The organism is Streptomyces sp. NPDC050617 (assembly GCF_040654795.1).
Lineage (GTDB): Bacteria > Actinomycetota > Actinomycetes > Streptomycetales > Streptomycetaceae > Streptomyces.
Genome location: NZ_JBFAIS010000011.1, coordinates 182,828 through 208,205, shown reverse-complemented (window position 1 = coordinate 208,205; position 25,378 = coordinate 182,828). Strand labels below are relative to the sequence as shown.

General features: G+C 70.3%; 26 protein-coding genes, 1 tRNA gene and 1 pseudogene. 12 read left to right on the top strand and 16 right to left on the bottom strand.

Annotated elements, in window-relative coordinates; translation table 11 throughout:
- Positions 1-33: 33 nt before the first annotated feature.
- From AB0I49_RS17635 to AB0I49_RS17600, 8 genes are all read right to left on the bottom strand, one after another.
- Positions 34-981, bottom strand: a complete 948-nt coding sequence (locus AB0I49_RS17635) for an alpha/beta hydrolase (RefSeq protein ID WP_363227846.1) — start codon at positions 979-981, stop codon at positions 34-36.
- Positions 982-1,259: 278 nt separating this feature from the next.
- Positions 1,260-2,024 carry a GAF and ANTAR domain-containing protein gene (locus AB0I49_RS17630; RefSeq protein WP_363227845.1) on the bottom strand — a complete coding sequence of 255 codons (765 nt, stop codon included), beginning with the start codon at positions 2,022-2,024 and terminating at the stop codon, positions 1,260-1,262.
- A 1-nt stretch (position 2,025) separates the two neighbouring features.
- Positions 2,026-2,760 carry a GAF and ANTAR domain-containing protein gene (locus AB0I49_RS17625; RefSeq protein WP_363227844.1) on the bottom strand — a complete coding sequence of 245 codons (735 nt, stop codon included), beginning with the start codon at positions 2,758-2,760 and terminating at the stop codon, positions 2,026-2,028.
- Positions 2,761-3,322: 562 nt separating this feature from the next.
- The gene (locus AB0I49_RS17620; protein WP_363227843.1) at positions 3,323-3,742 is read right to left on the bottom strand and encodes a DNA-binding protein; all 420 of its coding nucleotides are present in this window, start codon (positions 3,740-3,742) and stop codon (positions 3,323-3,325) included.
- On the bottom strand, positions 3,739-3,987 hold the full coding sequence (locus tag AB0I49_RS17615; protein ID WP_363227842.1) for a type II toxin-antitoxin system CcdA family antitoxin: 249 nt from the start codon (positions 3,985-3,987) through the stop codon (positions 3,739-3,741). The genes AB0I49_RS17620 and AB0I49_RS17615 overlap by 4 nt, the downstream gene beginning before the upstream one ends.
- Positions 3,988-4,145: 158 nt before the next feature.
- Complete coding sequence (locus AB0I49_RS17610; RefSeq protein WP_363227841.1) at positions 4,146-4,775, bottom strand: hypothetical protein; 630 nt, start codon at positions 4,773-4,775, stop codon at positions 4,146-4,148.
- Entirely contained in the window at positions 4,772-6,274 is a 1,503-nt protein-coding gene (locus AB0I49_RS17605; RefSeq protein ID WP_363227899.1) for a HAMP domain-containing sensor histidine kinase, read from the bottom strand. The genes AB0I49_RS17610 and AB0I49_RS17605 overlap by 4 nt, the downstream gene beginning before the upstream one ends.
- A 323-nt stretch (positions 6,275-6,597) precedes the next feature.
- Entirely contained in the window at positions 6,598-7,284 is a 687-nt protein-coding gene (locus tag AB0I49_RS17600) for a response regulator transcription factor (RefSeq protein WP_363227840.1), read from the bottom strand.
- 129 nt (positions 7,285-7,413) lie between these two features.
- On the opposite strand from AB0I49_RS17600, the gene AB0I49_RS17595 reads away from it, so the two are divergent.
- From AB0I49_RS17595 to AB0I49_RS17565, 7 genes and pseudogenes are all read left to right on the top strand, one after another.
- Positions 7,414-7,581, top strand: a complete 168-nt coding sequence (locus tag AB0I49_RS17595; protein ID WP_363227839.1) for a hypothetical protein — start codon at positions 7,414-7,416, stop codon at positions 7,579-7,581.
- A gap of 170 nt (positions 7,582-7,751) precedes the next feature.
- The gene (locus AB0I49_RS17590; protein ID WP_363227838.1) at positions 7,752-8,345 is read left to right on the top strand and encodes a DUF3152 domain-containing protein; all 594 of its coding nucleotides are present in this window, start codon (positions 7,752-7,754) and stop codon (positions 8,343-8,345) included.
- A 254-nt stretch (positions 8,346-8,599) separates the two neighbouring features.
- On the top strand, positions 8,600-9,640 hold the full coding sequence (locus AB0I49_RS17585; RefSeq protein WP_363227837.1) for a hypothetical protein: 1,041 nt from the start codon (positions 8,600-8,602) through the stop codon (positions 9,638-9,640).
- Positions 9,637-11,214 (top strand): peptidoglycan-binding protein, encoded by a 1,578-nt coding sequence (locus tag AB0I49_RS17580; protein ID WP_363227836.1) that lies wholly within the window; start codon positions 9,637-9,639, stop codon positions 11,212-11,214. The genes AB0I49_RS17585 and AB0I49_RS17580 overlap by 4 nt, the downstream gene beginning before the upstream one ends.
- Before the next feature lie 11 nt (positions 11,215-11,225).
- Entirely contained in the window at positions 11,226-12,056 is an 831-nt protein-coding gene (locus AB0I49_RS17575; protein ID WP_363227835.1) for an ATP-binding cassette domain-containing protein, read from the top strand.
- A 134-nt stretch (positions 12,057-12,190) separates the two neighbouring features.
- On the top strand, positions 12,191-13,384 hold the full coding sequence (locus AB0I49_RS17570; RefSeq protein ID WP_363227834.1) for an ABC transporter permease: 1,194 nt from the start codon (positions 12,191-12,193) through the stop codon (positions 13,382-13,384).
- 211 nt (positions 13,385-13,595) lie between these two features.
- Positions 13,596-13,889: pseudogene (locus tag AB0I49_RS17565) on the top strand (hypothetical protein); the annotation flags it as partial.
- 41 nt (positions 13,890-13,930) lie between these two features.
- On the opposite strand, the gene AB0I49_RS17560 reads toward AB0I49_RS17565, so the two are convergent.
- Positions 13,931-14,004: transfer RNA gene (locus tag AB0I49_RS17560), tRNA-Gly, on the bottom strand.
- Between the two features lie 479 nt (positions 14,005-14,483).
- Here AB0I49_RS17560 and dcd point away from each other — a divergent pair.
- Positions 14,484-15,059, top strand: a complete 576-nt coding sequence (gene dcd / locus AB0I49_RS17555) for a dCTP deaminase (RefSeq protein WP_363128339.1) — start codon at positions 14,484-14,486, stop codon at positions 15,057-15,059.
- Between the two features lie 47 nt (positions 15,060-15,106).
- A complete protein-coding gene (locus AB0I49_RS17550) occupies positions 15,107-15,604 on the top strand; it encodes a phosphoribosyltransferase (RefSeq protein ID WP_363227833.1) in 498 nt (165 codons plus the stop codon).
- Between the two features lie 83 nt (positions 15,605-15,687).
- Here AB0I49_RS17550 and AB0I49_RS17545 read toward each other — a convergent pair whose 3' ends face one another.
- The 4 genes from AB0I49_RS17545 to AB0I49_RS17530 form a co-directional block, all read right to left on the bottom strand.
- Entirely contained in the window at positions 15,688-16,983 is a 1,296-nt protein-coding gene (locus AB0I49_RS17545; RefSeq protein WP_363227832.1) for a threonine/serine exporter family protein, read from the bottom strand.
- Positions 16,980-18,311, bottom strand: a complete 1,332-nt coding sequence (locus tag AB0I49_RS17540) for an amidohydrolase family protein (RefSeq protein ID WP_363227831.1) — start codon at positions 18,309-18,311, stop codon at positions 16,980-16,982. Before AB0I49_RS17540 ends, AB0I49_RS17545 begins: the two co-directional genes overlap by 4 nt.
- A gap of 281 nt (positions 18,312-18,592) precedes the next feature.
- Positions 18,593-19,609, bottom strand: coding sequence for a Yip1 family protein (locus AB0I49_RS17535; RefSeq protein WP_363227830.1), 1,017 nt, complete (start codon positions 19,607-19,609; stop codon positions 18,593-18,595).
- 102 nt (positions 19,610-19,711) lie between these two features.
- Positions 19,712-20,179, bottom strand: coding sequence for an ATP-binding protein (locus tag AB0I49_RS17530; protein ID WP_363227829.1), 468 nt, complete (start codon positions 20,177-20,179; stop codon positions 19,712-19,714).
- Between the two features lie 219 nt (positions 20,180-20,398).
- Here AB0I49_RS17530 and AB0I49_RS17525 point away from each other — a divergent pair, with 219 nt between their 5' ends.
- Complete coding sequence (locus AB0I49_RS17525; RefSeq protein ID WP_363227828.1) at positions 20,399-21,250, top strand: helix-turn-helix transcriptional regulator; 852 nt, start codon at positions 20,399-20,401, stop codon at positions 21,248-21,250.
- A gap of 11 nt (positions 21,251-21,261) precedes the next feature.
- Entirely contained in the window at positions 21,262-21,483 is a 222-nt protein-coding gene (locus tag AB0I49_RS17520) for a DUF397 domain-containing protein (RefSeq protein ID WP_363227827.1), read from the top strand.
- A 28-nt stretch (positions 21,484-21,511) separates the two neighbouring features.
- On the opposite strand, the gene AB0I49_RS17515 is transcribed toward AB0I49_RS17520, so the two are convergent.
- Positions 21,512-22,699 carry a hypothetical protein gene (locus tag AB0I49_RS17515; RefSeq protein WP_363227826.1) on the bottom strand — a complete coding sequence of 396 codons (1,188 nt, stop codon included), beginning with the start codon at positions 22,697-22,699 and terminating at the stop codon, positions 21,512-21,514.
- A gap of 379 nt (positions 22,700-23,078) precedes the next feature.
- Here AB0I49_RS17515 and AB0I49_RS17510 point away from each other — a divergent pair, with 379 nt between their 5' ends.
- Positions 23,079-23,969: a hypothetical protein gene (locus AB0I49_RS17510; protein WP_363227825.1), complete on the top strand. Its 891-nt coding sequence runs from the start codon at positions 23,079-23,081 to the stop codon at positions 23,967-23,969.
- An 82-nt stretch (positions 23,970-24,051) separates the two neighbouring features.
- On the opposite strand, the gene AB0I49_RS17505 is transcribed toward AB0I49_RS17510, so the two are convergent.
- A complete protein-coding gene (locus tag AB0I49_RS17505) occupies positions 24,052-24,546 on the bottom strand; it encodes a MarR family winged helix-turn-helix transcriptional regulator (protein ID WP_363227824.1) in 495 nt (164 codons plus the stop codon).
- A gap of 133 nt (positions 24,547-24,679) precedes the next feature.
- Complete coding sequence (locus tag AB0I49_RS17500) at positions 24,680-25,240, bottom strand: Uma2 family endonuclease (RefSeq protein WP_363227823.1); 561 nt, start codon at positions 25,238-25,240, stop codon at positions 24,680-24,682.
- Positions 25,241-25,378: the final 138 nt, after the last annotated feature.

Here is a 25,378-nt window from a genome sequence, read left to right as displayed (position 1 = left end):
TGCCGCGGCCCGGCCGGTCGCCCTCGGGGCCTGTTACGGGTGGAGGGCGTCGCGCAGGGCGCGGACCTGGTCGGCCAGGCTGCGCTCGCTGACCCTGGCCTGGGGGAAGAGCAGGTCGTATCCGTGTACGGCGCCGGGGACCTGGACGAGTTCGGTGGTGACCCCGGCGGCGCTCAGGCGCGCACCGTAGGCACGGCCCTCGTCGCGCAGCGGGTCGATCTCGGCGACGGCGATGTAGGCGGGCGGCAGCCCGCCGAGGTCGGCGGCCTGGAGCGGGGAGGCGTACGGGGCGGAGTGGCTCCCGGGCGCGTAGTACTGCCAGCCCCGCTGCATGGCGGCGCGGTTGAGGACGGGGGTGTCGGTGAGTTCCCGCGCGGACGCGCTGGCCAGGTCGGCGTCGAGGCCGGGGTAGGTCAGCGCCTGGAAGACGACGCGCGGGCCGTCGAGGTCGCGGGCGCGCAGCGCGGTGGCGGCGGCGAGGTTCCCGCCGGCGCTGCCGCCGGCGACGGCGATGCGCTCGGCGTCGCCGCCGATCTCGGCGGCGTGCTCGCCGACCCACACCAGGGCGGCGTAGGCGTCGTCGGCGGCGGCGGGGAAGGGGTGTTCGGGCGCGAGGCGGTAGTCGACGGAGACGACGACGGCCTCGGCCTCGGCCGCGTAGCGCAGGGAGCGGCCCTCCTCGGCCTCGGGGGAGCCGTAGGTGAAGGCGCCGCCGTGCGTGTAGAGGATCACCGGCAGGACCTGGTCCGTGACGGGACGGTAGACGCGCAGTCGCAGCTTGCCGCCGGGGCTGCCGGGGCCGGGGATGAACAGGTCCTCGACCTTCACGCGGTCGTCGGCCGGCGTCTCGGGGAGGTCGCGCAGCAGCGCGTACCGGGCGGGGTCGGCGAGGACCTCGTCCAGGCCGTGGACGGGGAAGACGCCGGTGTCGGCGGTGTCGAGGAGCGTCTGGATCTCGGGGTCGACGGCGGGGACGGGCATGGCGGTTTGCCACCTTTCGTACTGTGCTGAGCTGTGCTGTGCTGTGTTGCGCGGAACTGACCTCAGTCTCTGCCGTTCCCGCACGTCACAGAAGTGGCCCGAGGGCCATCATGTGCAACAAACGGGCCATGCCGATGTCGGATGGCTGTGTCTTGCCGCCTTGACGCCTTGACGCCTGGGCGCCTCGGGGCACATGGCGGTCACGCGGCCTACGAACGGGGGCGGACCGCCCCGCCCGGCTCCGACCCCGGCTCCGGCCCCGGCTGACCGTAGGGCGGCTATGTCGCGGTGGTGAAGGCGTCGGGCGACAGGCTGCGGGTGAGGAGGGTTCGGGCGAGGTCGGACAGGGGCTGGTCGTGGGCGACGGCACGGGCGCGCAGGAGGAGGAGCGCTTGCCACAGGGGGACGCCGAGCGCGCTGGAGAGGAAGCCGGTGGCCTGGTGGACTTCGGCGCGGTACAGCCGCAGGCCGGTGCCGGGCCCGATGTCGTCGGCCGGGTCGGCCAGTTCGGCGCGCAGCAGGAGGAGCAGGGCGCGGCCCAGCCGGTCCAGGTCGCGGAGTTGGGCCGGGGTGAGAGGTCCGGGGGCGACGCGGTAGCCGGTGAGGACTCCGACGGTGGCGGCGCCGAGCCGCAGGGGTGCCGCGATGACGGCGCGGAGCGGGGTGCGGGCGGCGGCCGGCAGGAAGAGGGGCCAGCGGGCCGGGTCGGCGGCGGACAGGTCCGGTTCCGTCAGGGGGCGGCCTTGCTGTACCACTTCGAAGGCGGGGCCGTCGCCCAAGGCGCACTGCAGGCCGTCCAGTTCGGGGCCCAGGCCCTTGGCCGGGTCGCACCACAGCAGTTCCAGGCGGTCGTCGTGGGTGAGCATGTTCAGGGTGACGGCGTCCAGGCCGAGCCGGCGGGCGGCTCCGCGAGCGGCGGAGGGGGGCGGGCCGTGTCCGTCGCGGGCGGTCGCGTGCGCATGGGCCAGGACTTCGGTCGGGTCGAGGCCGTCGTGGGGTGGCGGGGTGCCACCGGAAGCGTTGCCCCGGTCGTCGCGGGGCATGTCAGGACGTCGTGTCGAGTTCGGCCGGGACGGCCCCCCGTGCCACGTCGGCGGCCAGTTCGCTGAGCTTCCGCTGCTGGGAACGGGCGTGGCGGCGCAGTCGGTCGAACGCCTCCGGCGTGTCGACCCCCAGACGGGAAGCGAGCACGCCCTTGGCCTGCTCGATCACGATGCGGGACGCCAAGGCCGTCTCCAACTGGCCGATGACCTCGTCCTCGGTGCGCAGCATGTGCCGGTGGTGCAGGCAGACCCCGGTGGCGTCGGCCAGTACCTGCGCCAGGCCCAGGTCCTCACGCGTCGGCACGCGCCCGCTGCTCATCAGATTGAGGGCGCCGATCTGGTGCCGGGGGGTGCGCAGGGGGACGGCGGCGACGCTGGTGATGCCGGCGTTCAGCGCGCGGAGGGTGAAGCGGGGCCAGAGCCGGCGGCTGGTACGGGCGGCGTTCAGCAGGACCGGGTCCAGCGCCTCGCCGCTGCGGGCGCTGTCCAGGCAGGGGCCTTCGCCCAGTTCGATCTGGTCTTCTTCCAGGCCCCGGCATGTTTCGTCGGAGGCGGTGAGGTAGTCGACCTCTCCGCTCTCGTTGAGGACGGTGACGGCGGCCGAGCGTACGCCCAGCAGGGTGACCACGTGCCCGGTCAGGTCGTGCAGCAGTTCCAGGGTGTCGAAACCGTCCGGCCGGGAGGCCAGGTCGAACACGGCCTGGGCGGCGAGGACGTCATGTCGGGTGGCAGACATCGAAAGTCCGTTCCGTCGCCTCCCGGGCACGCGGCAGCGAGCGAGGGCTCGGTCACGCGGTGAACGCGCTGAGAGGCGAGCCTAGGTAGGGCGGCCGCAGGGAGCCGCGTGATGCCCGCTGACGGAAGGTATCGGCTACCGCCTCGATTCGCGTGTATCCGCCGGAGCCGCCACTGTGGCCGGGTACCGCCCCGCCGGGGCAACTCACGGTATCCATTCCAGCGTAGCTCTCCAGCCGACAAAGAGCTGGTCCCGGAGCCGATGATTCGGCCTTTCACCGAAGCCTCCCGGCCGGGGCCGACGGCCTGGGGGCTGTGCATGGAGCGGCTGACGAGAATCGAACTCGCGCTCCGAGCTGGGGAATCCACGGTGCTCGGCCGTCGAAGGAGATCTGACCTGTGCATTCCCGTTGAGCGGGGGCGAGGGATGGCTACGGGCTCTGGGGGCCGCACCTGACCGCTGTCGGTCGTCCGCTCCGCTGGGCACGGACGGGGCGCGAGGGCCGGCAGTGCCACGGAACCTGCCAAGGTGCGTGCTCCGGGTGGGCCCGTGGGCCCGTGGGTCAGAGAGGGATGACGCGGACCTGGTTGCCACAGAGCTTGGCCATGTCGTCGCTGTCGTCGCTGTCGTCGCTGTCGGACGTCAGGACGGCGACCGGTTTCGGTTGGCGCAGGGCGGCCTCGGCGACTGTGGCGTCGATGGCGTACTTGTGCCCGTGCAGTCCGGTGTCTTTGAGGAGCTGCGCTGCCGCTTTGGCCGCGTGTTCGGTGACCGGTTCCACCTTGATCCGGGACAGGGCCCAGTTCAGGCGGGGCATATTGGTGCGGGTATGGCTGACTTCCACGATGGTGTTCGCCCCGACCACCAGCTCGGCGCCCATGTCGTGGAAGACCTTCAGCATCGCGAGGAGCTTGCGATCCTGCGTGATCCAGGCGGAGAGCCCTTCCGAGTCCAGGACGACGGTTTCGATGCGCTCGCTCACGCGGCGTCCGCGTCCTTGGCGGAGCCGGCGGTGCCGAAGATCTTCGCGCGGGCCTCGGCGAGCTCCTCGTCACTGAAGTGCCCATGCTCTTCCTCGTGACGCCGGAGGTCCTCGCCCAGGAGCTGGTGCCGGATCTGGCGGGCTACGGCTTCCGCCACGTATCCGGAGACGTTGTCCGTGAGCTTGCGCAGCTCCGCGACCTGTTCGCTGGGGAGCGTGACGGTGATGCGGGTCGTTGAGGACATGCAGTAAGCATACTGGAGTATGCGCGGACTGGCCCGGCTCCTGTGCCCGACCTCGACAGCCGAGGCCGCATGATCCCGTGGGTCTTGTGGCGCCCCGGCTGTCGGCGGCGGCTCGCATCCGCCCGTAGGGCGTCGGAGCACCAGTGAGCCGATGGGGGTCAGTGGTGTGGTCGTGGCCGTTCCTGCGGCTGGGATGTGGCGGGGCACTCGGAGTCCGACTGCGTCATCGTCCATCCGTCCCCGAGTATCCGGAGGCTGCTGCGTGCGGCGAACGGGCGTCCGGTGCCGCCGACTGCTTCCGCCTCGGATGCGACGCCGGGCGAAGCTGTCCGGTGGTTCACCGTTTTCACCGTGCAGGCCAGTTGGCGCATGGCCTGACGGCTCAGCGGAGCCGCCCCGCCCGGGAGGCGGATGGAGAGCATGCCGTCGTCGCCGGTCGTCAGCCGTGGTGCGTCCGTCAGGCGGGGCAGTTGCGTGGTGGCGGTCGCGGCTTCGGCCGCGGTCGGCCCTTCGAACAGCAGGCGTACGACGGCCTGGAGGTCGGCGGCGTCGCCGGTTCGGCGGGGGTAGGCCGTCAGGTTCCCGTCGCGCAGGAAGAAGAGGGAGACGGTCGCGGGTGTCGGGGGCTGCGAACTGGCGGAGAACATGCCGCTCGCCGGTTCACCGGCCTCGATGACGCCGGACTGGGGGACGCCGCACGCCGTGAGTGTGAGCATGAGCGTCGCGGTGAGCCCGAGCCCCAGCCCCAGCCCGGACCGCAGGGGTGCCGCCCGCCGTGAGTTCTTCATCGGGCGCCTCCTGCGGTACCGGTGGTGGCGTGTGGGCCCGCGTCCGCGTCTGCGTGGTGCAGGGGGAGTTCGACGGTGAACGTCGTGCCGCCGTGGGGCTGGTTCGCCGCCCGGATGCGCCCTCCGTGCAGGCGCACGTTCTCCGCCGTGATGGCCAGGCCGAGGCCGCTGCTCTCGCTCCGGGTCCGTGAGGTGCTCGCCTTGTAGAACCGCTCGAAGATGTGCGGCAGGGCCTCCTCGGCGATCCCCGGCCCGTTGTCGCCGACCGCGATGACGGCCCACGCCGTGCCGGTCCCTTCGTCCCGTACGTCCATGGTCAGCCGCACGGGCGGCGCTCCGTGCCGCAGCGCGTTGCCGACCAGGTTGGCCGTCACCACGTCGAGCCTGCGCGGGTCGACGCGGGCGCGCAGTTCCCCCGGTCCGGGCAGCCGGGTCTCCACCTGCTGCTGCCAGCCGCGGGAGGCGAGAGTGCGCCGTACGGACTCGGCCAGGTCGATCTCGTCCCGGTTGAGTTCGGCGGCTCCCGCGTCGAAGCGGGAGATCTCCATCAGGTCGTCCACCAGCACGCTCAGCCGGTTCGTCCCCTCGCTGATGAGCCGCAGCGCCTCGCCGGTCTCACCCTCCTGTTCCTGCGGGTCCAGCACGTCGGTGACCGCCGACATCGCTGCCAGGGGGGTGCGCAGCTCGTGGGAGACGTCGGCGACGAAGCGGCGTCCCTGGGCCTCCAGGCGGTGCAACTCCTTGATGGTGCGCTCCAGTTCGGCCGCGGTTTCGTTGAACGACTGGGAGAGATCGGCCAGTTCGTCGGAGCCGGTGACCTCCAGCCGTACGTCGAGGTGCCCCGCGGCCATCCGGCGGGTCGCGCGGCGCAGCGCCCGCACGGGACGCAGTACGCCGCTCGCGGCCAGCAGGGCGAGGACGACGGCGAGGCACAGGGCCACCAGGGTCGCCCGCTCGATGCCGCTGACCATGGCCTTGATGTATCCCTCTTCGGCGTTCTGCTCGACCTCCAGGTACAGCACGAGTCCGGAGAGCCGGGGCTGCGTGTCCTCGCCCGAGGTGGAGGTGACGGGCATGCCGACGACGAGACGGGGATGGCCGTCGATGTTCACCCGCTGGAACACCGTGGCGCGTTTGTCGGCCACGGACCGGCGCAGTTCGGGGCTCAGCCCGGCGAAACCGGCGCTCGGCGCAAAGGCACGGCGGTCGCCGTAGACGGCCATGACCCGCCAGCCCGAGGACCGGTTGGCGTACAGCACCTGGTTCACGACGGACTGGAGCTCCGACTGGTCGGGGGAGGGGGGAATGTAGGGCGCGATCGCGTCGACGGTCGTACGGAACTGGCGGATGACGGAGTCCTGGCTCTGCTGGAGCACCCCTGTGCGCGCCTCGCGGAAGGCGAGGGCGCCGGTGCCCAGGGCGCTGGCCACGGCTACCAGGAGGAAAGCGGTCAGCAGGCGGGGGCGCAGGCCGCGCAGCGGGAGCGGGATGCGGACCAGGGCCGCGCGCAGAAACCGCCGGGGGGCGGTGCCCGGAGCGGCGGCGGGGAAATCCCTGTTCGTGGAGGCGCTGCCGGTCGAGGGGGCTGTGGAGGCTTCGCCGGTCGTATGGGCTTCGCCGGTCGTGAGGGATGCGGGGACTTCGCCGGCCGTAGGGGCTGCGGGGGCTTCGCCGGTCGTATGGGCTTCGCCGGACGTGGGGGCTGCGGGGGTCTTGCCGGTCAGGGGGGCTGTGAGGGATTCCGGCGCGGTTCTGCGCGGCCTTGCCGCCTTCCGCCCGCGCCCGGTGCCGAAGCGGCTGTCCCTCGCAGATCCGCGGGCGCTCATGAGGTGCCGAAGCGGTAGCCGAATCCGCGTACGGTCTGCACGTAGCGGGGTTTCCTGCCCTCGGCGAGTTTGTTGCGCAGCCGCTTCACGCAGGCGTCCACGAGCCGTATGTCGCCGTGGTAGCTGTGTTCCCAGACGGCTTCCAGAAGTTGCTGGCGGCTGAACACCTGGCCGGGCGAGGCCGACAGGGTGAGCAGCAGCCGTAGTTCGGAGGGGGCGAGGGCGACGGCGTCGCCGCGGTGCGTCACGACGAGTCCGGCGCGGTCGAGGACCAGCTCGCCGTGGGTCTCCGTCCTGGGGCGGGTGCCGTCCGGCAGCGAGGTGCTCTGTCTGCGCAGCACGGCCCGTATTCGCGCGTCGAGCACCCGGGCCCGTATGGGCTTGACCACGTAGTCGTCGGCGCCCGCCTCAAGGCCCACGACCACGTCGATGTCGTCGCCGCGGGCCGTCACCATGATGACCGGCACCATGTCGCGGTCCCTGATCCGGCGGCAGACGTCCAGGCCGGAGATGCCGGGCAGCATGAGGTCGAGTACGACGACGTCCGGCTGGAAGGGGCGCAGTTGCTCCAGCCCCTCCTCACCCGTGCCCACGGCTACGACGTCATGGCCCTGGTGCCGCAGGCCCAATTGGATGGCCAGGCGGACATCCTGGTCGTCTTCGATGAGCAGAACCCGTGACATTTCGGCAGTGTAAGCAGGCCGGATGGTGCCGCCGTCCCACGGAAGGCCGCTCTCCCGCCGCCGTTACACAATGATCACAACGGACCAACTGGCACAGGTTTCGTTATCTTTTCGCGACAATACCGGCTCATGGCGATCATCTGGGATGAGCAGTTTGAGCTGCCATGCGTTCAGCACGACAGCGACCGTCCGCAGCTCCCACCGGCAGCACCGCCACGCCCGTTCACCGCGCCGACCGTCGTCGCCGGCCCTCCCGGCGCCGGAGACGGCCGCGCCGCCGGGGTCGAATCCTGCTGACCGCCCTGCTGGTGACCGCCGGCCTGCTGATCCCGACGGCGTACTTTCTGCCGGGCGGGCGCGGCGATGCTTCGAGCGCGGCGCCGCACCCGCGGCATACGCGCCTCACCGACGCGTCCACTCCCACGACGACCCCTCCGCCAACCCCCACTCCCACCCCCACTCCCACCGTGAGCCGGACCGGGACCGACGTCCCTGCTACGGGCAGCGGGACGTTCGTCACCGCCCATGCCGACGGGGCGACGGTGGGCAGCGGTTCCCGCCCGCTGCGCTACGTCGTGGAGGTCGAGAGCGGCCTCGACATCTCGCCGTCCCAGGCGGCGAAAGAGATCGCCGCGATACTCGCCGCCCCGCGGGGCTGGACCCATGACCCGGGTACCGCGTTCCGGCTGGTGAGCGCCGGGGCCCCGCACGACCTCACGGTGAAGATCGCGACACCGGGGACGGCCGACGCCGTGTGCTGGGCAGGCATCCATCAGGACACCGGAGGCGAGTACAACTGCGAGGTTCCCGGAGGCGTCGTGGTGAATCTCAAGCGCTGGGTCAAGGGCTCACCCACCTTCGACGGGCCGATCCACGACTACCGCGCGCTGATCATCAACCACGAGATGGGCCACTTCCTCGGCCACTCGCACGTGACCTGCGCGGGCCCCGGACGACTGGCCCCCGTGATGATGCAGCAGATCAAGGGCCTGCACGGCTGCGTCGCCAACGCCTGGCCCTACGACAAGAACGGCCGCTTCGTCACCGGGCCACCCGTGTGACCGTCGTCGGCGGCCGTGGCGGCGGCCGTGGCGGCGGTCGCGGCGGCGGTGGCGGCGGCGGTGGCGGCGGCGGTCGCGGCGGCGGTCGTTACAGCTTGGTCATACAGCGAACCCAAGGCCATGAACTGCCGGCACCACTGTGAACCCCGCGTTCTCTCGGGCTCGCAGGCAGCCCCTCGCGTTCCCCCTCTTCCTCCCCCTCCCCCCTCTCTCCCCCTCCTTGCTTCTCCTCTCTCTTGATCGGATGGACGTACATGACTCGATCCCGCGCTGCCCGAAGACTGGCCGCGACGGCCGCGGTGAGCCTGTTGCCCCTGCTGGCGGCCTGTGGCAACGACACCGGCGCGGAATCCCGTTCCTCGGACAGTGGAACGACCGCGGCCGGATCGTCGGGCCATCTCGACGTGCCCGCCGACGCGAACGCCGACCTCAAGAAGAAGTACCTCTTGGAGAACGCGATCGCGGCCTGCATGAAGAAGCAGGGCTTCACCTACACCCCCGTAGCCCCCGAGGACCCCGCCGACTCCTGGGCCACCAATGGGGCGGACTACGCGCTGACGAAGAAGTACCGGCAGAAGTACGGTTTCGGGGTCTACGCGGGCATCGTCTACCCCAACGACGCCGCCGCGTCGGGCCGTACGGCCGCCCAGCGGGACTCTGACCGGACGCCCAACGCGGACTACGTGAACACGCTCACCCCCGAGCAGAAGACCGCGTACAGCAAGGCGCTGGGCGGGCCCCCGGATGCCAAGACCGGCCAGAAGAACTGGACCGGTTGTCAGGGCGAGGCCGACAAGAAGGTCTACGGCTCCGCGTCGGTCCAGGAGCGGAGCACCGCGACCGCCGGCCAGAACCAGGCCAACGCGCAGGCCCTCAACGGCGATCCGCAACTGGTGGCGCTGGCGCAGACGTACGCCTCGTGCCTGAAGAAGGAAGGCGTCTCCGTCACCACCACGCAGCCGACCGGCATCGGCGACATGGTCAAGCTCCAGGCGCTCGCGTCCGCTCCGCCCGGCGCGGGCGGCATCGTCGCCGTCACCGAGGAGGGGAGCTCCCAGGACTCCAAGGACTCTAAGGACTCCCAGGGCTCCCAGGGCTCCCAGGGCTCCCAAGGCTCCCAAGATTCACAGAAGTCACAGCACTCACAGAAGTCGCTGAGCAAGGAGGAGGCGCTCCCCCTGCTCGACAAGGACATTCAGCTGGCTATGCGGGATCTGAAGTGCGGCAAGGAGTTCCGGGCCGCCTACTTCCCGAAGTTCCTGAAGGCCCCGACCAGCGGTGGCGGTGCCGGGTGAGGCAGCGCACCAAGCCGGACGCCGCCCTCGCCGGACGGTTCCGCAAGCTGCTCGCCACCCGGTCCGGACAGCTGAGCGTCGTCGTCACCGCGGTGGCGCTGGTCGGCGCGGGCGGCTGGTTCGCCGGATCGCGGATGCAGTCGCCCGCGGACGCCGCCGCCGCGCACCGGCCACCCGAAGCCGGTCCCGTCACCGTCGCGGTCGAGCGGCGCTCGCTGACCGCGCGTGTGGTGGCCCAGGGCACGGTGGAGTTCGCGTCGTCGCGCGGCGTGACCCTGGCCGGGCCCGTCGGCTCCCCGGACTCCGGGGCGGGTGACGCGGGGGGCGGCGGCAACGTCGTCCAGCGGGTCACCAAGGCGCCGGCGGCCGGGGCGGAGGTGCGGGAGGGCGACGTACTGATGCAGGTGAGCGGGCGGCCGGTCCTGGTGCTGCGGGGCACCGTACCGATGTACCGGACTCTGGGGCCCGGCGCCTCCGGGGAGGATGTCACGCAGCTCCAGCGGGCGCTGGTACGGCTGGGCTTCACCCCCGGTTCGGCGAACGGGACGTACGGGCAGTCGGACGCCGCGGCGGTCAGCCGCTGGTACAAGAGCAAGGGCTACCGGGCCATGGAGCCCACCGTCGCCGACAAGCAGCAGCTGGGGACCCTCGAAGCGGCGGTGACCAACGCGCAGCAGGCGCTCCTCGCGGCACGGGAGGGGGGTGGCGGATCGGGCAGCGGGCAGACCGGGAACGGAACCTCGGGGAAGGGAACCTCCGGGAAGGGAAACTCCGGGACCGGGTCGCCCGACAACAAACCGTCCGGCAGTGGAACGTCCGGCGGAACGTCCGGCAGCGGATCATCCGCAGGCGGCTCCGGCTCCGGCTCCGGCTCCGGCCGCAAAGCCGCTGAGCTGCAACTCAAGTCGGCACAGCAGCAATTGCACGCGGCCAACTCCGCGCTCCTGGCCTTCCAGGCCGCGTACGGAACCAAGGTTCCCGCCGGTGAGCTGGTGTTCCTGCCGGAGCTTCCGGCCCGCCTCGACAAGGTGCCCGTGAAGACAGGAGACACCCCCACCGGACCGGTCGCCACGGTGACCAGCTCCAAGGTCGTGGTACGGGCCGTGGTCCCGGCCGACGACGCCAAGTTGCTGCACAAGGGCATGGCGGCGCGGGTGGAGTCCACCGACGGCACGAAGGCCGACGGCCAGGTGGTGGCACTCGGCGCCGACGTGCCGAAGGACGACTCGGCCGGCGCCGACAAGCAGCACGGAACCTCGGGCGGTGAAGGCGAGGGCGCCTCGGCTCCCGTACCGGTACAGATCTCCGTGCCCGCGGGGAAGCTGGCCAAGAACGCCGCCGAATCCGCGAAGGTCACCATCGAGGTGGGCTCGTCGCACGGCAAGGTGCTGACGGTACCCGTCGCCGCGCTGCACACGTCCGCCGACAGGAAGGCCCGGGTACAGGTCGAACGCGACGGCAAGGTGGTGGACGTCCCCGTCGAGGCCGGCCTCTCCGCGGACGGTCAGGTGGAGGTCACCCCGGCGTCCGGCGCCACCCTGAAGCCGGGCGACCAAGTGGTGGTCGGGCGGTGAGCGGTACGCCGATGAGCGGCCTGGCAACGACCGGCCTGGCGACGAACGGCCTGGCGACGAACGGCCTGGCGACGAACGGCCCGGCGACGACCGGCCCGTACGCGCCCGGTCCGTACGCGCCCGGTCCGGGGGCGTGCTCCGGTGCGCCCGAGGCGGACACGGTCATTCAATTGGTCGGCGTGGAGCGGACCTTCGATTCCCAGCCGCCGGTGCACGCCCTGCGCGACGTACACCTGAGCGTGCGGCGTGGTGAGCACCTGTCGATCGTCGGCCCGTCCGGTTCCGGCAAGTCGACGCTGCTCAACACGCTGGGGCTGCTGGACCGCCCCACCTCGGGCGCCTACTGGCTCGACGGGGTGGAGACCAACGTCCTCGACGACCTGGAGCGCACCTCGCTGCGGGGCAGCCGGATCGGGTTCGTCTTCCAGTCCTTCCACCTGCTGCCGTATCGGACCGTGCGGGAGAACGTCATGCTGGCCGAGGTCTACCGCCGGCCGAGCCCGGGGTACGGGCGGGCCGGCCGCCGTGACAGGGCCGAGCGGGCTCTGCACCAGGTGGGCCTGGCGCACCGGGCCGGTTTCCGGCCGGACCGGCTCTCCGGCGGTGAGCGACAGCGGGTGGCGATCGCCCGTGCGCTGATGAGCGAACCCGCCCTGCTGCTCTGCGACGAGCCGACCGGCAACCTCGACAGCGAGAACACCGAGTCGGTCCTCGCCCTCTTCGACCGGCTCGGCGAGCAGGGCATGACCCTGGTGGTGATCACGCACGAGGAGGCGGTCAGCCGGCGGGCCCACCGGCGGGTGAGGATCAGTGACGGACGGCTCACCGAGGAGTGCCGATGACGACCCGGACACGCGTCCGGCGGACCACGGCTGCGGATACGGATACGGATACGGCTACGGCTTCCGCGGGCCCGGCACGGGTCTGGCGGAGACTGCGGAGACTACGGACCAGGAGAGCCGTCGCGTATCCATGGATGGACTTCCGGGACCTGTGGTCCGAGGCGCTGGCGGGAGTGCTCGCCCGCCCGATGCGCTCCGCGCTGACCACGCTCGGCACCGTGCTGGGCATCGCCACCCTGGTCATCACCATCGGAATCTCCGCCACGGCGGGCAACCAGATCGTGGGCCGGTTCGACGCGTTGACCGCCACTTCGGTCACGGTGGGGGTGCCCTCCGTGGCGGCGGCCGGCTCCGGTCCCCTCGTGGACTGGGCGGGGGTCGACGCGGTGCGCCGACTGGCCGGGGTCGAGTCGGCGGCCGCGATCGCCGACTCCCAGAAGACCGCGAGCGTCGAGGTACGGGCCAACGACGCGGTCGCTCCCGGTGAGGTCAGCGGCCAGACCATGGCGGTCGTAGCCGCCTCCCCCACGCTGCCGGCCGCGGTACGGGGCTCGATGGCCGCCGGGCGTTTCTTCGACGCCGGGGACATCGCCCGGCACGACCGGGTGGCGGTCCTCGGCGACCAGGCGGCGCGGCTCCTCGGCATCAGCTCGGTCGAGAACGCCCCCGCGGTCTTCCTGAAGGGCCAGGCGTACACGGTGATCGGGATACTCGGCGCCGTGGAGCGGGAGCAGCAGCTCGCCACCGCGATGATCCTGCCGCCCACGACGGCCGCGGACCGGATGGGGCTGGGAACCGTGACCCGTGTCCTGATCAACACCTCGCTCGGCGCGGCCCACCAGGTCGCCCGTCAGGCGCCGATCGCGCTGGCCCCCGGGTCCGAGGCATCCCTGACCGTGACGGCGCCGCCCGATCCGGCCAAGGCCCGCAAGGGGGTGCAGGGCGACGTCAACGGCCTGTTCCTGATCCTCGGGCTGGTCTCGCTGGTGGTCGGCGCCATCGGTATCGCCAACGTGACGCTGGTGACGGTCATCGAGCGGACCGGGGAGATCGGACTGCGCCGCGCCCTCGGCGCCTCGCGGCGACAGGTCGCCGGCCAGTTCCTGGTGGAGTCGACGACGATCGGCCTGCTCGGCGGTGTCGTCGGCGCCGCCCTCGGCATGGTCGTCGTGGTGATCGTCTCAGCGGCCGAGGAGTGGACACCGGTCCTGGACGCCCGTCTCGCTCTCGGAGCCCCGGTCGCCGGAGCCCTGGTAGGACTCCTGGCCGGCCTCTACCCATCACTACGGGCCTCCCGCATGGAACCGGTCGACGCCCTGCGCTCATAGCCGTGCACCGCCCACGACGGCTCCTGCGACGACCACAGCGATGTCTTGCCAGAGCGCTCCGGTGCCACTCGCCGGCCACCGGAGCCGCGGCCGAATCCCGTGCCCGCGACCACGGTTGAGGCCCCGGCTCGCTGTGGCCCGTCCGGGCCCGTCCCGTCCGGGTGCCTGTTCTCGGCAGGCCCCTGAGCTGAGGTCCTCGGGATGAACGTTGCGGCGGGCGCGCGCCGCGGTCGGTCTGCCGGACAACTTTCGGTTTTACGACCTACGTCACACCGGCCACACTCTCGCGACCCGTTCCGGGGCGACGCTCAAAGACACGATGGGGCGAGCTGGGCAGTCCACGGAGCGGGCGGCGCTCATCTATCAGCACTCCGACCGAGAGCGGCAGAAAGAGGTGGCGGAAGGGCTCGACAAGCTGGTGCTTGCGCAGCGGGAGAGGCGTCCGAAGGCCCTGAGGAGGGGCAAGGTGGTGCGGAGGTGGTGCGGGGTTCCTGAACCGGTCTAGACAACAAACAACCCCCGGGCCCGTGGCCTGGGGGTTTGTCGTGGAGCGGGTGACGAGAATCGAACTCGCGCTCTGAGCTTGGGAAGCTCATGTTCTACCATTAAACTACACCCGCGTGACGCCCCGTGAGCGGGGCTTCGTACCGTCGCACACTGTACCCCATGGCTGCCCCTCGGCGCATTTGCCGTGGGGTTTTCGTGTTGTCCGGGGAGGGGGATGCGGCTGCGGGGTGCGGGAGTTGGGGCGTACGGTGTGGGCGCGGAAGTCGGTCGGAGTGCCGCGTGTGAGTGCGTCCGGCCCATCCCCTAATGTGGCTTTTGTCTTTCACGTACATGGGGAAAGGGACTCAATGGAGCGCACCGTCGTCCGTTGTGCCGAAGGGCACGTGTTCAGCACCGCTTCGTTCCCGATGCAGCACCTCAACGCCGGGCGGATCGGCCCCGGGCGGCTTCTGCGCTGTCCGCGATGCGCCCGGCTCCGGCACTCCGTGCCGGTCACTGCTGAGGAGCGATAGCCCCGAGAGAACCGCGTCTGGGCGGCGCGCGGGCCCGGTCCGATTGGGCCGGGCCCTCGGCGTGCGCGTACCCTCGTGGGGTGCTTCTCTCAGACAAGGACATCCGGACCGAGATCGACAACGGCCGGGTGCGTATCGAACCGTATGACGAGTCGATGGTGCAGCCGTCGAGCATCGATGTGCGGCTCGACCGCTACTTCCGGGTGTTCGAGAACCACCGCTACCCCCACATCGACCCCGCCGTCGAGCAGCCCGACCTGACGCGCGAGGTCGTGCCGGAGGGGGACGAGGCGTTCATCCTGCACCCCGGCGAGTTCGTGCTCGCCTCCACGTACGAGGTCGTCACCCTCCCCGACGACGTCGCCTCCCGCCTGGAGGGCAAGTCCAGCCTCGGCCGCCTCGGCCTGCTGACGCACTCCACCGCCGGCTTCATCGACCCCGGCTTCTCCGGCCACGTCACCCTCGAACTCTCCAATGTCGCGACCCTGCCCATAAAGCTGTGGCCCGGCATGAAGATCGGCCAGCTGTGCATGTTCCGGCTGACGTCGCCGACCGAGTTCCCGTACGGCTCCGCCAAGTACGGCTCCCGCTATCAGGGGCAGCGCGGGCCGACGCCCTCCCGCTCCTTCCAGAATTTCCACCGCACTCAGGTCTGACATCGCGGCAACCGCAGAAGTCGTCAAGGAACAGGTAGAGCACGGCAGTGAGTGACAAGCGCGAGAACCTTACGTATCCGCTCTTCGGCGAGGCCATCCGCGAGCTGGCCCAGACCGTCGCCGACGACGGCTACGAGCCGGACATCATCCTGTCCATCGCGCGCGGCGGCCTCTTCGTCGCCGGCGGCCTCGGGTACGCCCTCGACGTCAAGAACCTGCACGTCATGAACGTCGAGTTCTACTCCGGCGTCGGCCAGACCCTCGAAATGCCCGTCATGCTGCCGCCCGTCCCCAACGTCGTCGACCTCAGCCGCAAGAAGGTCCTCGTCGCCGACGACGTCGCCGACACCGGCAAGACCCTCAAGCTCGTCCACGACTTCTGCGCCGGCCACGTCGCCGACGTGCGCTGCGCCGTCATCTACGAGAAGCCGCACTCCCTCGTGAAGTGCGAGTACGTCTGGAAGCGCACCGAGGACTGGATCAACTTCCCGTGGAGCGTCGAGCCGCCCGTCGTACGGCGCGAGGGGCAGATCCTCGACGCCTAGGCGGTTTCGTCTGCATCAGCGGGCGCGCTGGAGAAGGCACACAGGGCAGGCGTGAGCCTCGGCGCGGACGAGCCCGCAGGTCGTCACAGGTCGTCCCGCCGCCGGTCGGCAGGCAGGTCGGCTGAGCGGACGGTGTCGGAGGCGAGGGTGGCGAAGAGGATGCCGACGGCCAGGGCGACGATGACCATGCCGGCGATGCCGATCTCGGTGACGGCGTTCAAGCGGTCGCCGGATTCGCCGAGCTCGACGGCGCCCTGCAAGCCCAGGGCGCCGGGGACGACGATCCAGAGCACGGGGACGAACCCGGCGTACGACGGCAGGGCGCCCGGGACGCGGTCGAAGACGCCGGCGGCGATGATGGTGGCGACTCCGGCGGCGAACCCGCCCAGGATCGGCCCGCCGAGGTCGGTGGCGAAGAACTGGACGGTGAAGGTCGTGTAGGCCACGAGCATCAGGGCGGGCAGGGCTCTGACCGGTGCCGACTCGGTGAGGAGGGACCCGGCGCAGAAGACGGCGACGCCGAGCCAGGGGGCCCAGTCCAGGGTGGTGCCGGTGTGGTGGGGTGCGTCGGGGACGAGCCGGGAGGCGGCGAAGGCGCCGAAGGCGAGCAGGACCATGCGCTGCACGCCGACGGCCAACCGGGCTGTGCCGGAGATCGCCTGCCCGACGGACAGGTCGATCACGGCGTAGGTCATGGCGGCGGCGGGCAGCAGCGATGCCAGCGGCGCGATCATGGCCAGGGCGGGGTTCATCCCGATGCGAGGGGCGGCGAGATCGGCCACGGCGGTGACGGCGAACGCGGCGACCACCGGGAACAGGGCCGCACCGGCACGGTTGCGGGCCACCACGCTGTTGGCCCCGCCGACGATCACGGCCAAGCCCGCGGCGAGGACGAGACCCCACCACGTGGGTTTGAGCAGCATGCCGAATCCGAGGCCGAACAGCGCATGGCCGACCAGCGTGGCCGCGGTCCCGTAACGGGGCGGCGAGTCCCGCATCGCCTTCAGCCGGCGCAGCCCCTCCTCGGGACCGGTGCGGCCGGCTGCCACCGCGTCGAGGAGAGACTGCAGTTCCTGAAGCTGGTCCATGCGCAGCGAGCCGGTCCCGGCCGTCGTGTTGTCGGCGTCGAAGAAGGCGGTGGTCCCGTCGGCGCGATGGACGAGCACCCCGGCGGGCATGGTGTAGACCCGGGTACCGGGCAGGCCCAGGGCCGTAGCGATCCGCCGCATGCGCACGGTGACGTGGAAGCTCGGCACGCCGGCGTCGGCCTGGGCCACCGCGGCGTCCTCGACGAACTCCAGCGCCGCCGCACGCGGTGCCCCGGCCTCCTGACCGGCGGGCGGCGCACCGTCGGCACCGCGTCCGGCTCGGAACCTCATTCGCCGAGGAGGTTCTTGAACACCTGCCCGTCCTTCACGATGACCGCCAGGTTCCGTTCGGGGTCGGTGAGGACGGACGGGTCCTCCAGCGGGTCGCCGTCGATGAGCAGTACGTCGGCCAGCGCTCCGGGCTCGATCACCCCGAGGGCGCCGGGGTAGGGATTGCGCGGTCCGGCCAGGGCCAGCATCTTCCCGTTGTTCCCGGTCGCCTGGCGCAGGATCTCGGCCGGGCTGAACCACTTCGTCCGGTGCACGAACTCCTCGTTGATCTTCGCGAGGGTGTCCGGCGCGCTGATGATGTCCGATCCGAAGCCGATGCGCTCGAACCCCGTCTTCTTCGCCAGCTCGAACAGCGTGTCCAGCCCTTCGCGGGCCTGGGTGAACTTCTTCTTCAGCGACGGGTCCAGGCCATGCGGATCGTTGACATAGACGCTGACCTGCGGGCTCAGCCAGACGCCGCTGTCCTTCATCAGCCGCAAGGTCTCGGGGTCGACCAGGTTGGCGTGCTCGATGGTGCGCACCCCGGCCTCGACGGCACGGCGGATACCGGAGGGGTTGTAGACGTGGGTGGCCACGTAGGTGTTCCAGTCGTCGGCCGCCTTCACCGCCGCCCCGATCTCCTCGGCGGTGAACTCGGTGATGTCCAGCGGGTCCCGCTCGGAGGCACAGCCGCCGCTCACGGCCAGCTTGATCTGGGAGGCGCCGCGCCCCAGGACGTAGCGCACCGCCCGCAGCATCTCCGGCACACCGTCGACCACCAGCAGATGCCCGTCCATCTGCATGTTGTCGCGATGCCCTCCCACCAGGCGGGACGGTTCGGCCGCCGGGGTGAAGTCCCCGTGCCCGGAGGTCTGGGAGATGATCGGCCCGGACGGGAAGATCCGGGGCCCCTCGGTCATGCCGGCGTCGATCGCCTTCTTCAGCGAGAAGGTGTTGCCGCCGGTGTCCCGGATCGTGGTGTAGCCGCGCGACAGGTAGAGCTTCGCCATGGAAGCGCCGTACAGCGCGTGGTAGGCCAGGTCCGTGTTGGCCGCGTCCGCGAGCGTGGGCTGCAGCATGACGTGCGCGTGGGCGTCGATGAACCCCGGCGTCAGCGTCCGCCCGCCCGCATCGATGACCAGGGCGTCGGACGGGACGTCGGACGGGACGTCGCCGCCGTCGCCGATCGCGGCGATCTTCCCGTCGGCGATCAGCACACGGGTCGGTCCGGTCACCTCGTCCGAACGGCCGTCGAATACCCGGGCGCCGGTGAACAGCACCGCCCGCCGGGAAGAGACCGTCCCGCCAGCGGCGGGCGCCGTTTCCGGTGCTGAATTCGAAGCACTCATGAAAGTCTTCCCTCACGGTCGCAGGACCACAGCGCAGTGCCCACCATGCCGCCGATGTGGTTCAACCGCCTGGTCACAGGCGCAAACGAGTGACCTGAACGCCTCGCCTCCATCACCAGGTGAGCGTTGGTCGCTGCGTGCGGAACGGCACGGAACGGAACGGCACGGAACGTACGGAGGGCCCGGCTGCCTTTCGCAGCCGGGCCCTCGTGCGTACGGATCGGGCGGTCGGACGTCGGGCGCAGGGCGCCGGGCTCTCAGGTCCTCAGGCTCTCAGGTCCTCAGAACGTGCCCAGCTTGATGATCGTCAGCAGCGCCACCAGCTGGATCGCCGACGCCGCCAGCGCCTTCGGCCACGGCAGATCGTGCGACTTGCTCACCATCGACGTGAACAGCGCGCCCGCCCCCAGCCACGTCGCCCACCCCAGCACCTGTACGAACGGGCTGTCGCCGCCCAGGAACATCGCGAACAGCAGGCGCGGCGCGTCCGTGATCGACATGATCAGCATCGACAGCCCCACCGTCGGCTGCCACTCCCCGTCGCCGCCCAGCTGTCGCGCCAGCGTGTGCGTCACCGCGCCCAGGATCAGGCTCGCGATGACGACGATCACCGCCGTGGTCAGCACCCACGGGATGCTGTTCGACAGCGTGGCCTTCAGCACGTCCTCGCGCGCCTTGTCGAACCCGAAGACCGCCAGCAGGCCGTAGACGAATGTGACCGTTATCGCCGTCGCCCACATCGGGTGGTCGCGCATCTGCCAGAACGTGGCGGAGGGGCGCAGCACGATCCCGCTCAGCAGGTCCTTCCACGGCAGCCGCGGGCCGACGGGCGGCGGGGGCGCCTGCCCGGCGCGGTAGGTGTTGCCGCCGTCGTAACCACCGTTGTCGTGGTAACCGCCGTCGTTGTACGGACCGTCGTCGTACGGGCCCTGGTTGTACGGGGCCTGTCCGCCATACGGGTCGTACGCGCCTGGGCCCTCGCCCACGTTGAACTGCTGGGTCTGACCGGGTCTGTCCTGGCCGTAATGCGGGTCATGGGGCCGGCCCGGCCCCGGTCCCGGCCCCTGCCCGTATGCCGTCGGCGGGCCGCCGAAGTACTCCGGCTCGCCGTGGCCCCGCGACTGCTGCCACTGCTGGCCCTGGCCGCCGCCACCGCCCTGGCGGCCGTCGTACGGACCTTGTCGCCGCCCGTACGGCGGTTGCGCCGGGGGTGGGTTCTGCTGCTGCCCGGGGCGCTGCTGTCCTTGCTGTGCGGACTGGGAGTCGTCCCGTCCGCGTCCGATCCTGAATCCAGCCACGCTTTCGAACGTACCCGTTCTGTCGAACCACGGTGCCGGGCCTGGGCGGACAGCCCGGCATTGCTGCCGAGCTGTGACATCCCCTAAGGGAAAACTGAGGGTTCAAGCGCTGGTCAGGTACCTCGGCACGGTGGTGGCCAGCGGTCCCTCGCCCGTCAGATCGCACCATACGTACTTGCCCTTGAACCCGAAGAACTCCTCCCCGAGCCCGTACCACCCCCAGTCGTCCGAGCAGAGCGTCACGAGCTGAAGCCCGCGCCCGGTCTCCTCGCCGGTCTCCTCGTCGGCCGCCTCTCGGAGGTGGGGAGGGGTCGGGTCCGTGTCCCAGACCCCGATGCGGAGTTTCCCGTGCGACCACCACAGACGCATGGACGCCGGTCCGTCCGTGTGCCGCAGCGCGTTGGACAGCAGTTCGGTCGCGAGCAGCTCGGCCCGGTCGATGAGGTCGGGGAGGTCGTGAAGGGTGAGCACCGCCCGCAGGGTCGCGCGGGCGATGGCTGCGGCTCGGGTGTCGTGCGGGACGTAGAGGGTGTAGTCCCAAGTCTCGTCTGAGTGAGCGGAGTTCGTCATACGGGCCTCCGTGCCGTGGGGAGCCAAGTCGCTGCGCTGGCTGCGCGGGGCAGTGCTCCCCTGGTTCATTGGGGAGCGCTGAGTGACTGGCGCATCACGCACGGTAGGGCATAAGGTTCGGCCGTCGCAAGCTTAAGTCCGGCGGTTCCCGCGTAGGTGTGAATGGACCCAAGTGCGGGGTGCACGGCAGACTTTGACCAGTTACGAAGGAAGGAACGCATGCCGCCGAGGAGACAACCCACCGCACGTCAGGAGCGGCTGGGCGTGGAATTGCGGAAGCTGCGCGAGGCGGCAGGCATGACCGCACGTGAGGCTGCGGGGCTGTTGGGAACCAACCCGATCCAGATGAGTCAGATGGAGTCGGGGCGGGCGGGGATCAGCGAGGAGCGCTTGCGTCGGCTTGCGGCACACTATGCCTGTGCCGATGCCGAATTGATCGACGCGCTTGTCGCCATGGCGACGGAGCGTGGGCGCGGGTGGTGGGAGGAGTACCGGGGCATTCTGCCGCCGACGTTCCTGGACTTGGCGGAACTGGAACACCACGCCACGTTTCTGTGTGACCTCAACATCGTCCACATTCCAGGGGTTCTCCAGACGGAGAGTTATGCACGGGCTGTGTTCGCGTACAACATGCCAGAACTGCCTGCGAGCGAACTTGAACCCCGAGTGGAACACCGCATGCGACGGCGCGTCATTGTCAGCCGAGATACCCCGACCGAGTTCGAGGCGGTGATCCATGAAGCCGCGCTGCGTATCAGAGTTGGAGATCGGGATGTGTCCCGCGATCAGCTGAAGTACGTCCTCGATGAGTCCGAGCGGCCCAACGTGACGGTCCGGATCATCCCCTTCGACGTGGACAGGTTCTCCGGAGCGTCGTCTTCGATGATCCTTGCGGGAGGCGTCGTGCCTCAACTCGACACGGTCGTGCGAGACGCACCCCATGGCACGGCATACCTGGACGCCGCGTCGCAGATTGCCGGGCTTCGCGCGCTGTTCCGCAAGGTGGAGGAAGCGTCCCTCGATCCTGCGAAATCCCGAGATTTCATCCATCGCGTGATGCGAGATATGTGAAAGGCGTAGCAATGCCCGCTGAACTCAACTGGCAGAAGTCCTCTTTTTCAGGCGGGGGAGACGGTAACAGCTGTGTTGAACTGGTTGCCGTCGACGGCAAGATATGGCTCCGTGAGAGCGAAGCGCCCCGCGCCATCGTCACCGCCGCGCCCGCCGCGTTGCGGGCGTTCGTGCGTTCCGTAAAAGCTGACGGCGGGGCGTGGCATGAGGAATGCCGCCAACGGATTCGTTGACGGCATTCGCAGGTCAAAGGTCTGGTGTTCAGGACGCGGACGCGGGGTTCAGGCGCATCGCCCGCGGGCCTTGCCCGGGTGTGTTGTCGCAGCGGCGGTCGCCCGGGGCGCGGTCGAGTTGGAGGCCGAGGCAGGAGCCGAGGGCGACTTGCCCGTAGTAGTTGGGGTGCAGAGACTCCTGGCGCTGGCCTTGGCCGGCGCCGGTGGTCACGAAGCGGACCCATTCGCTGGTGCGGCCCGAGGGCCGCTGGTCGGGGCCGGCGTGGACGGTGGTGGTGGAGCAGACCTCCCGGCCCTCGAAGGCGCGCGACAGGTCGAGGAACTCGGCGCCGGAGGCCTTGGCGGCGGAGCCGAGGGTGGTGCTGATCTCGGGGACGAGCTGGTCGTGGGCCCAGGTGAGGTCCTTGTCGAAGAAGGGACAGCCGCCGTCGGTCAGGCGGTCGTACTTCTCTCCGGGGTAGCGGACCCGCGCACCGTCGGGCAGTGGTGAGGGGTAGGACTGGAGGATCAGGCGGTAGCTGCCCGCCGGGTGGCCCGCACGGGCCATGGCGGTGGTGACGTCGGCGAGTGTGTTGACGGCGGCGGTGCGCATCGCGGGCAGCCGGTTCTTGACCTCCGGCGCCTGGTCCGGGGCGCAGGGCTTCCCGCCGATGGGCTTGAGGAAGTTCGTACCGCAGGCGAGGATGACGTCCTCGAAGCCGAGGTCGTTGCCGCCGACGGAGACGACGACCGCCCGTACGGGGTGGCCGGTGACGGCTTTCTGGAGTTGCTGGGCCTGGGACGGCTCGGACTTGAAGGGGCTCCCGCCGTGTTCGGGCAGCAGGATCGCGGTCGAGGTGGCCCCCGAGCAGGCGAGGTTGAGCCGGTGGGCCCCGGCCGGGGCGGGCGCGGAGTGGACCTCGGCGCTGTCGGAGCGGTTGCAGCCGTTGTCGTAGGAGGCGCTGTACACGCGGTGCTCGTCCGTCGTGCCGGTGGCGGGGTCGTAGGCGCGGTCGGTGCCGGAGTAGCCGCCGGCGCTGTCGTTGCTGTTGCCCGACCAGCGGCCGGCCTCGCCGGAGATGAAACTGTCGCCCAAGGACACCACCCACGGCGCCTCCGCGGCCTTGCTCTGCGCCTGTACGGCACCGCCCTGCGTGAGGCCGGCTCCGCACAGGGCGGCCACGGCGGCGGTGGCGACCGCGACGCGTCGTCGGCCTCGTACCCGAGAAGTTCTCATGAGGTCCTGGATTGCCGTGGCAGACACGGGATATGTGCCGTCGGCCGTGCCGCCCCTCCAACGAGTCGTACCGCAGCGGCTGTTGACGCCGGCCGCATGGGGGCCGCTGCGGCGCTGCGCCTGCGCAGTACCCGACGAGGCGTCCGGCGAGGCGTTCGGCGAGGCCGTCGGCGTGCCATGGAACCTATGCCGGAATGCTATGGGGCAATGGCAGTGGGCCTGGGGTGTGCGGGGCAGTAGCTTCGACGGGTGACGGGCGGTGCGGCGCCCGGTCCGGTCGAATCCCCATGCGCTGCTTCGAGACGAGGTCCTCGTGAGCCGTAGACATTCCCCCCGCCTATTGACCGCATGTCTTGTCCTGGCCCTCGGGTCGGGCGCCGTGGCCGCGTCCGGAACCGCGTCGGCCGGTGCCGCGTCCGGCAGCGGTGCCGCCGAGCCGTACTGCTACGGCGAACCGTCGCAGCCGAACGCCGACGTCAGCGATCTGAAGGCGGCCTTCAACTCCTCGAACTGGATGCGGACTCTCCAGGCCGTGTACAAGCGGCGCTGGCCCAGCGGGGAGGCGCTGGCGGTGGCGCAGGCGAAGGACAAGTACTGGGACCAGTTCGTGAACAAGCGGAGCTTCGAGGGGTTCGCCGAGTCGATGATGGTGGCGATCCACGAGGAGACCCACATGTGGGACCTCGATCCGTCCCGGACCAAGTGGGACGTCAGCATCGCGGCGTGGATCAACGGCGGGCAGCAGGCGCTGACGGTGCCGGTGCACGGCGGCTTCCCCCGCAAGGAGATCCTGCCGCTGATCAAGGACAGGCTCTCCGCCTCCATGGACGACATCTACCTGCGGGACAGCACGCAGGGTTCGTATCTGCTCCAGGGGGTGCTGGCGGAACAGAACGCGGGGCTGACGGGGCTGCCCGCGGTGACGGTGCTCCAGGAGTACATCAAGGGGGTCGGCGCCAGTAACGCCCGGGACATCGCCGCCACCAACCTGCGCTACCTGCTGCTCTACTTGCGGGTCGCCAAGGACCGGCACCCCGATTACTGGGCCAAGATCAAGGCCGAGCCGAAACTGCGCGACCTGGTCCTGACGCAGTTCCTGCGGACGGCCTACTGGCTGGACAAGTCCGCGCCGTACACCGGCAAGCTGGGCAGCAAGGACGCCGACAAGATCACGGCGACGAATTACGCGCCGGAGAACATCGCCATCGTGGAGGAGTTCACCGGGCGCAAGGTGCGCGTGGACGCGCAGAAGCACTGCACTGCCGGCTGAGGTATCGCCCTGAGCGGTCGTCCTGAGAGATCGCCGCAGACGACGCGCCCGGCGGCCATGGCCCGCCGGGCGCGGCCTCGCGTCAACGCAGCGCGTCCGAGCCGCCCGTGTTGCGGATCATGCGGCGGAGGACCTTGAGGGCGGCCACGTACTCCTCGTCGGTGATGCCGTCGTGCATCTCGGCGCGGAGGTCTATGACGAGCTGCTTGATACGGGCCTTGGCGGCGCGGCCCGCGTCGGTGAGCTGGAAGCGGTCGTCCTCGTCGGCGGCCAGCCACTCCTGGTGGAGGAGCAGATCCACCGAGCGCGAGATCTCGTACGGACCGTCGGCGACGCTCGCGAGCCGGTCGGCCAGCTCCTCGCGCGTCTGGCCGTTCGGGCTGCTGTCCACCTGGTTGAGGATCCACCACTGCGGCTGGGTGATCCCCTGTCGCGCCATCGCGTCACGGAGGTGCTTGATGACCGCTTGGTGCGCGACCCCGCTCCAGTACCCGATCGGCTGCGAGGCGAGAACCTCGTCCGCCGCGTTGGGATCGGCGGGCGAAGGGGCGGTCACTGGGGCTACGGGCGTCGTCATGGGGCTTCACCTTCACGGTCGGCTCGGGAACAACCCGAGGGCGTCTCGCGCTCGTTCGCGATCAGCTGTTACGACGACGCTAAAAGTTGAACCATGGTTCAAGTCAAGCGAATGGCCCGCACGCGCGTGACGCTTATTCGGCGGCACCGTACAGCGGCAGTTCCGACGTATCGATCGTCCACGGCCCTACAGTCACCTTGTCCCCGAACACGTAGTCATGACGGGCCCGGTAGCGGTGCCAACCGTCGCTGTCGACGCCCGGGTCGGACATGACCGCGACGGTCCCCTTGCGCGGATCGACCAGCAGGTACAGAGGGATGCCCATGGCCGGGTAGTCCTGCATCTTCTGGGCGTAGTCGTTGGCGTGGTTGGACGGGGAGACGACTTCGCCGGCCAACAGCAGGTCTCGCGGATGGAAGCCGCCGGGTGTGTCCATCGCAGCCAGTGGAATGACGATCAGGTCCGGACGACGCAGGATTCCGAGCGAGGGGTCTTCCACGTCACCGCCCGTATGCGCCGCCAGATCATCGGAAACCTGCCGGTCGAGCTGACGCCGCAGCTTCCAGGCGGTTAGCTCGTGGGTGCCCGATGGGCTCATCATCATGACGATGGTGCCGTCGGAGATCTCGACTTTCCCTGTGTTGGGTAGCGCAGACAGTTCTTCGGCAACAGCGCGGATACGGGTGTAATCCATGGCGTGGCTCCTGCTGGGGAGGGCTGTTAGCGCGTACGTGTTCATCGTCCCACGCACCTACGACAACGGCCGGTCCTCGCAGTGTGCGAGGACCGGCCGTCGGGGCCGTACCTACGGACGTACGCGTGCGCCCACGCG